The following is an 11,575-nucleotide window of genomic DNA, read 5'->3' as shown; positions in this document are numbered from 1 at the left end:
GCTGAGGCGTTTGAACCAATCGACAGGGGCCATGGCCACACTTGCTTCGATGCGCGTCGATCATCTGGCGGTTTTAAAAGATCACCCAGACTTGCGCCGTACCGACCTTGATTCGCAGCATTTGCTGCGAAGCTGGTTCGATCGCCGTTTTCTGCTTCTGCGCCAGATTTCGTGGGACACGCCCGCCGGCGTTCTTGAAGAAATCGTCGCCTATGAAGCGGTGCATGCGATCAATGACTGGGATGATCTGCGTCGTCGGCGGCGTCCGCGGGATCGTCGGTGCTTTGCGTATTTTCGCCCCACTATGCCAGACGAGCCGCTTATTTTCGTTGAAGTTACGCTGACCAAGTCGGTCCCGAATTCGATCCAGCACGTTCTAAGCGACGACCGTGAATTGAACGACGCGGCGGAGACTTCGGTGGCTGTGTTTTACTCGGTCTAAAATTGCCAGACAGGGCTGAGCGGAATTTCGTTCGGCAACCTTCTGATCAAACAAGTGATTGACGAGTTGAGCAACGAACTGCCGAACCTCGGTACGTTTGTCACGCTGTCCCCGATCCCCGATCTGGAACGCTGGTTGAAGACGCAAAGCGAGGATGCACATTGCTTGGATGTGTTTGCCGGGACGGCAACGGATGAGGTCGTGGAAGCCGTGGCGGCGCATTATCTGTTACACGCAAAAACTAACGCCGGCGTTCCGGTCGATCCCGTGGCGCGGTTTCATCTTGGCAATGGCGCGTTGATCCATGGCACGCATGCTAACGCGGACAAAACTCACAAGGGGCGGGAACAATCCAGCGGGCGATGGTGAATTACCTTTACGATCTGAAGCTGATCGAGAAAAATCATGAGATATAGGTGTGCGGGGGGCGACATTCCGACGTCGCGCGCATTGAAAGTAAAGGCCGCTACTGCCGGGCAAAAGGACCAACACGCCGTGACGAACCATCTGTGTGACGCTCTGATTGCGCCCCACTCCGAAAACGATGCAACTTTCTTGGCGGTGAGTGAGATTGGACGCCCAGCCGAAATCAGCTTTCGTGCCTTTGTGCAGGAAGCCACGCAAATGGCGCATGTCTTGCGGGATCACGGGGTGCGTCCCGGGGGATCGGATCGTTGTGCAGGCCCCGAAGCGGTCGGAGATGCTGGTGCTCTATGACGCCACACTCCAGGTCGGAGCGACATTTTTAACTTTGAATACAGGGTATAAACAGGATGAGTTAACCTATTTTATAGAGGACGCCGGGCCAAGCCTAATCGCTTGCGGCGACGCAGCGACGGTTGGCCTCGCAGGTCTCACGCGCGGGCAGGATGCTGTCGTGTTGACCCTTAATGCCGACGGTTCAGGCACTTTGATGTGGGACGTTGCGGCCAAGCCTAGGACGTTTGCCACCGTGGCTTTCCCCCTGATGTGTTGGCCGCCCTTTTGTATACCTTGGGCGTCACAGGACGTTCAAAGGGCGTGATGCTTAGCCACGACAACCTGTTGTCGAACGCGCGGGCATTGACTGATTTCGGCAGATCACATCAGACGACACTTTGTTTCATGCCTTACCCATTTTCCACACGCACGGGCTTTTTCTTGGCGATCAACTCTGCACTTTTGGCCGGGGCCCGTGTGCGGTTTATGGCCGGGTTCGACATCGACGAGATAATCGAGGCCTTGGCGGTGTCCACGCTGATGATGGGCGTTCCGACGTTCTACACGCGACTTTTGTGAGACAACCGGCTGACCCGCGAAAGGGTGGCTGATATGCGGTTTTCGTGTTGGGAAGCGCGCCGCTTTTTGCCAAAACGCACGAGGCATTTACCGCGCGTACCGGGAATCGCATTCTCGAACGTTACGGGTTGACTGAGACAAATATGATCATATCGAACCCTTATGACGGCGCGCGGCGTACGGGCACGGTTGGCTTTGCGCTTGCCGGAACCGAAGTGCGCCTGACGAAGCGTGAGACGGGCGAACTGGTCACGGCGGGCGAGATTGGCATGATCGAAGTGCGTGGGTCGAATGTTTTTCGAGGCTACTGGCGGATGCCCGGCAAAACAGCGGAAGAACTGCGCGAGAACCGGTTTTCATCACTGACGACCTTGGGCAGATCAGCAAGGAAGGCTATCTTTCCATCGTTGGCAGCGAAAAGGATTTGATCATCATGGGCGGCTACAATGTCTATCCCAAAGAAATCGAAGACGTGCTGAACGACGTGGACGGGATATCAGAAACAGCCGTTTTCGGAGTCTCGCACCATGATTTTGGCGATATGATCGTTGCCGCCTGCGTGCCTCTGGGGCTTGCGGGGATTGATGAAGGTGCGTTGCGCGCGGCAGTGGAGTCCACGCTAGCGCGCTTCCAGCATCCCCGCGTTTATTGCGAGATGGTTGCATTGCCACGTAACACTATGGGCAAAACGAAAAAAAGCATCATGCGCGAAAGCTTTACTGCGGACGCGTAAGGCTTGCTTTTACGTCAGCGTTACCGGTTGTCCCGTCTCGAAAGACTGTGCGGCAGCGTCGGCCAGGCGCTGCGCGGCCACACCATCGTCTATTGATGGATTTGGCGCGGTTCCTGTGGCTATAGCCTCGATAAAGGCTTCCATTTCAGCAACATAGGCATCGGAGTAGCGTTCAAGGAAGAAGTGCTTATTGGGTGCTGTGGTGAACCCGTCCGCGCCCGCAACCTCAACCTGATGTTCAAGCTTGTTGGCGGCTTTGAGCATGCCATTCGCGCCGTGAACTTCCACACGTTGATCGTAGCCGTAGGTCGCGCGGCGCGAGTTGTTGATCATGCACATTTTGCCCGAAGCGGTTTTCAACGTCACGACGGCGGTGTCGATGTCCCCGGCGTGGCCAATTGCGGGATCGACAAGGCAAGCGCCGGTGGCGAATATCTCGACCGGTTCTTCGCCCAGCAAAAACCGCGCCATATCAAGGTCGTGGATCATCATATCGCGAAACAGGCCGCCCGATTGTTCGATGTAAGAAATTGGCGGCGGGGAGGGGTCGCGCGAGGTTATGACGACAATCTCGGGGTCGCCGATGACGCCTGCTGCAAGCTGCGCCTGAAGGTGCGCGAAGTTCGGGTCAAACCGGCGGTTGAAGGCGGTGAAAAAGCCGACACCTGCGGCTTGGACTGCGGTGCGGCATTCGGCGGCGCGTGCGGACGACAGGTCAATCGGCTTTTCGCAGAAGATCGCTTTTCCCGCCGCAGCAAGCGCGTGAATCTGGTCGTAGTGAAGCGTTGTTGGTGTGGCGACGATGACCGCGTCGATGTCCGTGGCGGCGATGATTTCGTCTGCGCTGCGCACCTCGGCGCCGCTGCTGGCGGCGAGCGCTTTGGCGGCCGCAGGCACAGTGTCGGCGACCGCTGTTAGGCCTGCAGAGGCAATCCGTGCAAGGCTAAGCGCGTGGACTTGTCCGATACGGCCACAGCCCAAAAGACCAATAGAAATCATATCTTATCCTTCGTTAGTCTGCGGCAAGACCGCGCAAAACGCGGCGTGCGGCGGTCTGGATGTCTGGTTCAACCTGTTTCAGGATTTGCACCCGGTCAAAGCTGTCGACGTCGCCCGCCAGCGCTGCACGAAGCGAGGCGCCAAAAGCTATCCGAAGCTCGGTTCCGATATTGAATTTGCAAATCTTTGTGGTCTGAGCGAGGCGCTTTCGCTGATCAGTTGGAACGCCCGAACCGCCGTGGATAACAAGCGGTACATCCGTAATGGTCTCAATCGCACGGATGCGATCTTCATCCAGACCGCCTTCTTTGTTCTGCTGCAAATGGACGTTGCCAACCGAGATTGCCATGCCGTCCACGCCGGTTTCGCGGGCAAACCGCGCGGCTTCATCGGGATCGGTACCCAGCGAGTTTTCACCGTCGCTATACCCCACAAAACCAATCTCGCCCTCGCAAGAAATCCCGGCAGCGTGGGCCATTTCGGCGATCTTTGCAGTCTCGTCTATGTTTTGCACCAATGGCTTGCGCGATCCGTCGAACATCAGCGAGGTAAAGCCAGAGTCCAGCGCCTCTTCACAGTCCTCGAATGTGTAGCCATGGTCAAGATGTGCGACGACCGGAACTGACACGCGGTTCGCCAGATTGCGAAACATAGTGCCCAGAACGGGTAGGGGCGTGTGGGCACGACATGAGGGTCCGGCCTGCAAAATCACAGGCAACCCTTCAGCTTCGGCGGCGTCGACGTAGGCGCGCATGTCTTCCCACCCAAGCGTCACCAATCCGCCCACGGCGTATCCGCCCTTCAGCGCTGGCTGCAGCACATCGGCAAGCGTCGCGAGCGTCATTTGAACTTTGCCACCATGTCGAGGATGCCAGGAATGGTGTGGAGCTGTTCTTTGTGGGTGTCCTGAAAATACTGCACCAGGGACCTCTGGCTGAGGCCGCCCAGAATGGTGAAGTAATACATCTCATAGCCCGGAAGGACGCAGCAAGGATGATACCCCTTGTCGATGCAAATCGTGGAGCCGTCGACGATGTGATAGGCATCGCCGGGTTCGTTGTCTTCACGTTGAAGCATCTGAAGGCCTGAGCCGTAATTCGGGCGGAAGCGGAAATTATAGGTCTCGTCGTGGCGGGTCTCGTCGGGCAAGCGATCGGTGTCGTGTTTGTGGCTTGGAAAGCCGGACCAGCCGCCCGCGCCCACTGTGTACAGCTCTGAAACCAGCAGACGACCGACGCGGTCTTTTTGCTTCTGCCCCAGTATGTGTTTGATTTTGCGGTGTGTTTTCGTGTCGTCCGAGCCGTATTGCACAAAGTCAATCTCGTCGGCGCGAACCGCGAAGGGCTCAAGTACGTCGTCGAATTTGGCACCTGCGATGAAGACCTCGGCGCTGTCAGACAGGCAGGTAAACCGCACATCCATGCCGGTTGGCGCATAGACACCCTCGGGCTCGCCGTCCCACACGTCGACGCCACGCCCGCCAATTTGATTGGCCCCGAACCCGCCGACAGTCACGTCGATTAAACCAGTCGCCGGTGCGATGCACGTTTCGTATCCGGGCACGGCATAGCCAAATGCCTCACCCTTTTTCAGCTTTACGATGTTGAAATAATTCAGCGGTACAAGCCCATCGTCCACGTCCACGATGGGAATGTTCTGGTTGTCAAATGGGGCGATATGCATTGGGTCTATCCTTCTCAGATGACGTCTGGAACACTGGGTCCGGGGTGGGAGCCTAGGAAGGCCTCAAGTTGATCTTCGGTGGGCATAGCAGGCGCGCAGCCGGGTTTTGCGACGACAATAGCGGCGCATGCCGAGCCCCGCATGACGGCGTTGTTTAGGTCGCGGCCCTCGGCCAATGAGGCGATAAAACCGGCCATGAAACTGTCACCCGCGCCGGTCGGCTTTACCGCCTGGACCGGGTAGATACCGCTTTGGGTTTCCGTGCCATCTGCAAAAGTTATCGCGCCGAGATGGCCCATTTTGTAAACTACAATCGCGGCTGTGGTGGCAGCGAGGGCGCGCGCTTTCGCAAGGCCTTTTTCAAGGCCGCCCGCCATAAAGCCGAATTCTTCATCGTTGGCGACGATCACGTCCGCCATGGCGCCCGCCTTGGAGAGAACTTCTTCGGCCACTTGCGGCGAGGGCCAGCTATAAGGACGATAGTCGACGTCGAAAATCACCGGCAATCCCGCGGCCTTTGCAAGTTCAAACGCACGAAACGCAGCCGAGCGTGACGGCTCTGCGGCAAAAACTGTCCCTGCCGTTATCAATGCGCCAAACTGAGTGTAATCAACGGCTTCGACATCTTCGATGCACATTTGGAAATCGGCGGCCCCGTTGCGGTAAATCACCGAATTGTGGTTCTCGACGCGGGTTTCGTAGACGGCCAGCGAGTTTCTGAATTCACCTGATATTGGCTTCACATGGGTCGCATCCACGCCGTACCGGTTCAGTTGACTGATGCAATAGCGTCCGATTGCGTCGTTCGAAACGCGTGTCACCAACGCCGCTTTCGAGCCGAACTTTACCAATCCCGCCGCTATGTTGGCCGATGATCCGCCCATCGCGACCATCATCGACGTAGCGTCTTCGATACCGACACCGGCGGGTTCTGGCGAGAAATCAATCCCGACGCGGCCTACCACGACGAAAGTGTTCTTTTTGATGCCTTGAAGGACGTCCATTATACACCCTTGCGCTGTTTGGAGCGACTTTCTTCCCACTCAATGTGCGCTGCACGCACTTTCGGATTGTCGGTCACATGCGGCGTGCCGACCTCCCACCACGTGTGACCTTCGGTTGTCCAGCCGTCGTAGGCATCTACGTTCATCACGATAACGGACGTCTTGTCCGAGGTCTTCGCGGCCTTGAATGCTTGGGTCAGTTGCTCGGGCGTGTCGGCGAAAACGGCGTTGGCGCCCATAGAGGCGGCGTGTGCAACATAGTCGACCGAGAACGCTTCTGGAATGGTTGGCGCGTCCGCGAGAAGGTTGTTGAAGCTCTCGTTGCCAGTGTTGTTTTGCAGCTTGTTGATGACCGCAAAACCGCCATTATCTAAAACGAACACTATCATCTTTTTCTGTGATAGGACAGATGAATAGATGTCAGAGTTCATCAACATATAGGACCCGTCTCCGGTGAAGACGATGGTGTCTGCGTCGGGTTCCTTTTCGGATTGGGCAATTCGTGCGCCCCAACCGCCAGCAAGCTCGTAACCCATGCAGGAAAAGCCGAATTCTACGTCGACGGTGCCGATATCAAGGGTGCGCCAGTTGGCCGTGACTTCCGCAGGAAGCCCTCCGGCTGCCGCCACAACGCGGTCGCGTTTGCCACAGAGCGCGTTCACTGCGCCGATGACCTGCGCGTAGGAGTTCGGGCGATTTCCAGGGCGTACGTTTTCGGCGACATAGGCGTTCCATTTCGCACGCTCGGCTTTGGCGAAGTCGACCCAAGAGGCCGGGGCCTGATAACCAGCCATCGCTGCGTCAAGCGCGCTCAGGCCAAGTTTTGCATCCCCCACTACGGGAAGAGATTTGTGTTTGCCTGCGTCATGGCGCGCGGCGTTAAGCGAGATTAACTTTGCGTCCTTGGCAAAGGCCGTCCAAGACCCCGTGGTGAAGTCTTGCAAGCGGCAACCCACGGACAAGATCACATCGGCAGCTTCGGCCACTGAATTGGCGCTGTTCGACCCGGTCACGCCAATGGGTCCAATGTTTAATCCATGGTCGTTAACCATGTTAGCGCGCCCTGCAATTGTCTCTATCACTGGAATCTGGTGTGCTTCGGCAAAGGCCGTCATCTCGGCTACGGACCCTGAATATTGGACGCCACCACCGGCGATCATCACGGGTCGTTCTGCTGACTTCAGCAAGGCAACCGCATCTGCAACCTCGTCCGCATCCGGTGTAAGGCGCCGAATACGATGGGTTTTTTCGTCAAAAAACGACGCTGGATAATCGTACGCCCAGCCCTGCACATCCTGCGGCAGGGCGATGAAGGCCGGTCCACAGTCGCCCGGGTCGAGCATCGTGGCAAGGGCTGCTGGCAGCGATTGGATGACCTGTGCGGGATGAGTGATGCGATCCCAGTAACGGGTGACCGACTGAAAGCCATCGTTCAGCCCCAGGGCCGGATTGTTGAAGTGCTCAAGCTGCTGCAGCACAGGGTCGGGCAGCCGGGTCAGGAAGGTGTCACCGCAGAGCATTAACATTGGTAAACGGTTCGCATGAGCAAGAGCAGCAGCGGTCAAAAGGTTCGCCGTTCCGGGGCCAGCCGACGCGGTGCAAAACATGAACCGACGGCGCAGGTGATACTTTGCGTAGGCGGCGGCAGCGAATCCCATGCCTTGCTCGTTTTGGCCGCGATAAAGTGGCAGTGTCTCGCGGTGATCATAGAGAGCCTCACCCAGGCAGGTGACGTTGCCATGGCCGAAAATGCCAAAGCCGCCGCCGCATACGCGTTGGCGTTCTCCATCAATTACAATGAATTGCGCGTTCAGATAGCGTATGATCGCCTGCGCTGTGGTCAGGCGGATGGTTTGGTCGCTCATCGGACGTGTCCTCCCCGAGAGTATCAAAATATGGCCTTTCAGGCACCAAGATGCTTGACGGTCTTGTCGGATACAAGATACCCGTGTTGCAACCGGTTGCAATGTGTTTTTGAGGGTAGGACATGACGGAAATAGGCATAGGCATCATTGGTGGCGGGTATATGGGTAAAGCTCACGCCGTCGCCCATGCCGCAGTTGGCGCGGTATTCAACACGCGGTTACGCCCGCGTCTTGAGATGGTTGCGGCGTCGTCGAAGGCGTCTGCCGAGCGGTATCGTGCCGATTTCGGGTTTGCCCGAGCGGCCGACGACTGGGAGGCACTTGTGCGCGATCAGGGCGTCGAAGCAGTGGTGATTGCCTCTCCACAATCGACCCATCGCGCTGCGGCCGAATTGGCATTTTCACTTGGCAAACCTGTGTTTTGCGAGAAGCCGCTTGGGGCGTCTGTTGCAGACGCCGAAGCCATGGTCGCTGCTGCCAACTCCAGCGGATGCGTCAACATGGTGGGCTTCAATTACATTCGCACGCCAGCCTCGCAATACGCACGCGCTCTGATCGCAAATGGCACCATCGGGGAAGTCACCTGGTTTCGTGGCGAGCATACAGAAGACTTTTTCGCAGATCCCGACATGCCATCTTCATGGCGCACGGACGGGGATGCTAACGGCACAATGGGCGACCTTGCGCCGCACATGATCAACGCCAGCCTCGCGTTGATTGGCCCGATATCCAGCGTGATGGCGCAGATCGAAACTGTTCACTCAGACCGCGGCGGCGTGCCAGTAACGAATGACGATCACGCCCAAATGATGTGCCGTTTCGAGAACGGAACAATGGGCCACATGTTCTTTAGTCGTGTGGCAACGGGGCGAAAAATGGGCTACGCCTACGAGGTCACAGGCACCAAAGGTGCGATCCGATTTGATCAGGAAGACCAGAATGCGTTGTGGCTTTACAAGGCTGAGGGCCCCGAGGTCGAGCGTGGATTTCGCAAGATTTTGACCGGCCCCGGGCACCCAGACTACGCGCCGTTTTGTCAGGGTCCAGGGCACGGAACCGGGTACCAAGATCAGATCGTAATCGAGGCGCGAGATTTTCTCGAGGCGATTGCGGACGATAAAAATTGCTGGCCGACGTTTGCGGATGGCCTTGCTGTTTCGCGGGTGGTAGAGGCCGCCCGCACATCACATGCCGGCGGGGCCTGGACCCAGGTCGGACGCGTTTAAAGGAGACCCGCGCGTGACGATTAGAATTGGAAATGCGCCCTGTTCATGGGGTGTGGAATTTGCCGATGATGCCCGTAATCCGGGCTGGCGCGACGTATTGCGCGAGAACGCGCAAGCCGGGTACAAAGGCATCGAATTGGGGCCTGTTGGCTTCATGCCCGAGGATCCGCCGGTGCTGTCCGAAGCCCTTTCGGAGTTTGATCTTGAATTGATCGGCGGCGTGGTCTTTCGCCCGTTTCACGATGCAGGCGCATGGGACGATGTGCTGGATGCGTCGGTACGAACCTGCAAGGCGTTGAGGGCACACGGCGCGCGGCATCTTGTTTTGATCGATTCTATTTCGCCACGCCGCGCACCAACCGCCGGTCGCGCCGATGATGCCGAGCAGATGGATAAGGCCGAATGGACCGCCTACCGTGATCGCATTGCGCAGGTCGCAAGAATTGGGACCGAGGAGTTTGGCCTGACTGTTGGCATCCATGCGCATGCGGCGGGCTTCATAGATTTTGAGCCGGAACTTGAGCGTCTTTTGAACGAAGTTGATGAAAGCATTCTGAAGATTTGCTTTGATACGGGCCACCATTCATATGCCGGTTTTGACCCTGTTGCCTTCATGGAACGCCACATCGGGCGCATCAGCTATATGCACTTTAAGGACATTGATCCTGTGGTGAAAGCCGACGTGATTGCCAAAGGCACCGGGTTCTATGACGCCTGTGGACAGGGCATTTTTTGTAATCTTGGTGACGGCGACGTTAACTTTCCGCGTGTGCGCGAAATTCTTGTCGAGAATGGCTTTGACGGATGGTGTACGGTTGAACAGGACTGTGATCCGACGCTGCCTGATACCGATGCGCTTGGCGATGCCAGGACAAACCGCGCCTATCTGCAATCCATCGGCTTTAGCTAAGGAGCCTGACTATGGCGAAACTGAAATGGGGCATGATTGGCGGCGGTGAAGGCAGTCAGATCGGACCGGCACACCGGCTTGGCGCTCAGGCAGATGGAAATTTTACCTTTTTTGCTGGTGCTTTAGATGCCGAACCCGCAAAGGGGAAAGCCTATGCTCAGTCCCTCGGGATTGAAGCTGATCGCGCATATGGAAACTGGCAGGAGATGCTGGCGGGTGAGCGAAATCGTGACGACAAGGTCGATCTGGTCACCGTAGCGACGCCAAACAACACGCACTTCGAGATTACAAAGTCCTTCCTTGAGGCGGGCTTTAATGTGCTTTGTGAAAAGCCGATGACGATGACTGTGCAAGAGGGCGAAGAGATCGTGCGTGTTGCAAAAGCGACCGGAAAGGTTTGCGCCGTCAACTATTGTTACTCGGCCTATCCCATGGTGCGGCAGATGAAAGCGATGGTCGCGGCGGGCGAGCTTGGCGCGATCCGTACGGTTGTCACCAACTTCAGCCACGGACATCACGCGGGCGGCGACGATGCAGAAAACCCACGGGTGCGCTGGCGGTATGATCCGGCGCAGGCCGGGGTCTCGGGTCAGATGGCGGATTGTGGTATCCACGCGTTGCATTTAGCCAGCTTCATCACTGGCGACGAAGTCGAAACACTGTCGGCGGACTTTGCGTCAACCGTGCAGGGACGCGTGCTGGAAGACGACGCGATGGTGAACTTCCGCACCGCGAAAGGCACAGTCGGGCGGCTTTGGACGTCGACGATTGCGCTTGGACGTCAGCATGGGTTGGACATTCAGGTGTACGGCGAGCTAGGCGGAATGCGATGGGCGTCTGAACAGCCGAACCAGATCATTTACAGCCGCCTTGGCGGACGTACCGAGATCATTGAAAAGGGTGAGGCGGGTCTGTCAGAAGATGCGCAACGCATGAGCCGCGTCGCCATTGCGCATCCCGAGGGCTTTCCCTTGGCGGTCGCGAACATCTACGTCGATCTGGCGGCGAAACTGCGCGGCGAGGGGAAGGGCAACCTTCCAACTGCTGAGGACGGACTACGGTCGATGGCGGCTGTGTTTGCGGCAGTTGATTCCGCCGCGAAGCACGGCGTCTGGGTGGATGCCCGTCCGCCGATGTTCCGCTAAGTTTTGGCGGGGCGCAGCGTGCCTCGCTCGACGATCTCGCAGGCAAAAAACCGACCCTCGGGGGGGCGCTCGGGCTTATCGAGCATCGCCACAACAAGCTCGACCGAACTGTCGATGATCTGTCGAATCGGTTGGCGGATGGTGGTCAGGTTGATGTTCTCCCAGCGCGCCATATCCATATCATTTAACCCGATGATCCCGATGTCACCCGGCACGTTCAGACCTTTATCGGCCAAAGCACTGAGTGCGCCGATCGACAGCACATCGTCACCGCAGAAATAGGCCTCGGC

General features: G+C 57.5%; 14 protein-coding genes and 1 pseudogene. 9 read left to right on the top strand and 6 right to left on the bottom strand.

From position 1 onward, the window contains the following. Nucleotides 1-31: 31 nt before the first annotated feature. The 6 genes and pseudogenes from AC221Y_RS13345 to AC221Y_RS13320 all read left to right on the top strand — a co-directional run bounded on the left by AC221Y_RS13345 (nt 32) and on the right by AC221Y_RS13320 (nt 2,453). Nucleotides 32-811 (top strand): annotated as a pseudogene (locus AC221Y_RS13345) (malonyl-CoA decarboxylase domain-containing protein). 36 nt (nt 812-847) lie between these two features. Further along, nucleotides 848-1,159 carry a hypothetical protein gene (locus AC221Y_RS13340; protein WP_299753302.1) on the top strand — a complete coding sequence of 104 codons (312 nt, stop codon included), beginning with the start codon at nt 848-850 and terminating at the stop codon, nt 1,157-1,159. Then, entirely contained in the window at nt 1,074-1,466 is a 393-nt protein-coding gene (locus tag AC221Y_RS13335; RefSeq protein ID WP_486707502.1) for an AMP-binding protein, read from the top strand. Before AC221Y_RS13340 ends, AC221Y_RS13335 begins: the two co-directional genes overlap by 86 nt. Beyond that, nucleotides 1,412-1,720, top strand: coding sequence for an AMP-binding protein (locus AC221Y_RS13330; protein WP_486707501.1), 309 nt, complete (start codon nt 1,412-1,414; stop codon nt 1,718-1,720). Before AC221Y_RS13335 ends, AC221Y_RS13330 begins: the two co-directional genes overlap by 55 nt. 44 nt (nt 1,721-1,764) lie before the next feature. After that, nucleotides 1,765-2,148 carry an AMP-binding protein gene (locus AC221Y_RS13325; protein ID WP_299753296.1) on the top strand — a complete coding sequence of 128 codons (384 nt, stop codon included), beginning with the start codon at nt 1,765-1,767 and terminating at the stop codon, nt 2,146-2,148. Between the two features lie 5 nt (nt 2,149-2,153). After that, nucleotides 2,154-2,453 carry an AMP-binding enzyme gene (locus AC221Y_RS13320; RefSeq protein ID WP_486707500.1) on the top strand — a complete coding sequence of 100 codons (300 nt, stop codon included), beginning with the start codon at nt 2,154-2,156 and terminating at the stop codon, nt 2,451-2,453. Nucleotides 2,454-2,462: 9 nt separating this feature from the next. Here the strand turns inward: AC221Y_RS13320 and iolG are convergent, their stop codons facing one another. From iolG to iolD, 5 genes are read right to left on the bottom strand one after another with little or no spacing between them, the layout of a single operon-like run. Next, the gene (iolG, locus tag AC221Y_RS13315; protein WP_299753292.1) at nt 2,463-3,452 is read right to left on the bottom strand and encodes an inositol 2-dehydrogenase; all 990 of its coding nucleotides are present in this window, start codon (nt 3,450-3,452) and stop codon (nt 2,463-2,465) included. A 13-nt stretch (nt 3,453-3,465) separates the two neighbouring features. After that, nucleotides 3,466-4,296, bottom strand: coding sequence for a class II fructose-bisphosphate aldolase (locus tag AC221Y_RS13310; protein ID WP_299753290.1), 831 nt, complete (start codon nt 4,294-4,296; stop codon nt 3,466-3,468). Then, on the bottom strand, nt 4,293-5,135 hold the full coding sequence (locus AC221Y_RS13305) for a 5-deoxy-glucuronate isomerase (protein ID WP_299753288.1): 843 nt from the start codon (nt 5,133-5,135) through the stop codon (nt 4,293-4,295). The genes AC221Y_RS13310 and AC221Y_RS13305 overlap by 4 nt, the downstream gene beginning before the upstream one ends. Nucleotides 5,136-5,149: 14 nt before the next feature. Then, the gene (gene iolC, locus AC221Y_RS13300) at nt 5,150-6,139 is read right to left on the bottom strand and encodes a 5-dehydro-2-deoxygluconokinase (RefSeq protein WP_299753286.1); all 990 of its coding nucleotides are present in this window, start codon (nt 6,137-6,139) and stop codon (nt 5,150-5,152) included. Then, nucleotides 6,139-8,004, bottom strand: a complete 1,866-nt coding sequence (gene iolD, locus AC221Y_RS13295; protein WP_486707499.1) for a 3D-(3,5/4)-trihydroxycyclohexane-1,2-dione acylhydrolase (decyclizing) — start codon at nt 8,002-8,004, stop codon at nt 6,139-6,141. The genes iolC and iolD overlap by 1 nt, the downstream gene beginning before the upstream one ends. 122 nt (nt 8,005-8,126) lie before the next feature. Here iolD and AC221Y_RS13290 point away from each other — a divergent pair, with 122 nt between their 5' ends. Genes AC221Y_RS13290 through AC221Y_RS13280 form a run of 3 tightly spaced genes read left to right on the top strand, consistent with a single transcriptional unit; the run spans nt 8,127 to nt 11,285 of the window. After that, entirely contained in the window at nt 8,127-9,230 is a 1,104-nt protein-coding gene (locus AC221Y_RS13290; protein WP_299757441.1) for a Gfo/Idh/MocA family protein, read from the top strand. A gap of 13 nt (nt 9,231-9,243) precedes the next feature. Further along, nucleotides 9,244-10,140: a TIM barrel protein gene (locus tag AC221Y_RS13285; protein WP_486707498.1), complete on the top strand. Its 897-nt coding sequence runs from the start codon at nt 9,244-9,246 to the stop codon at nt 10,138-10,140. Nucleotides 10,141-10,151: 11 nt separating this feature from the next. Continuing rightward, a complete protein-coding gene (locus AC221Y_RS13280; protein ID WP_299752925.1) occupies nt 10,152-11,285 on the top strand; it encodes a Gfo/Idh/MocA family protein in 1,134 nt (377 codons plus the stop codon). On the opposite strand, the gene AC221Y_RS13275 is transcribed toward AC221Y_RS13280, so the two are convergent. Then, a partial coding sequence (locus AC221Y_RS13275; RefSeq protein WP_486707497.1) for a substrate-binding domain-containing protein occupies nt 11,282-11,575 on the bottom strand: 294 nt, incomplete at its 5' end. The two genes, AC221Y_RS13280 and AC221Y_RS13275, sit on opposite strands and share 4 nt — an antisense overlap.

This window comes from Boseongicola sp., from assembly GCF_057460485.1.
The sequence above is the reverse complement of the archived record's forward strand: the minus strand, read 5'-3'. Positions and strand labels throughout refer to the sequence as shown.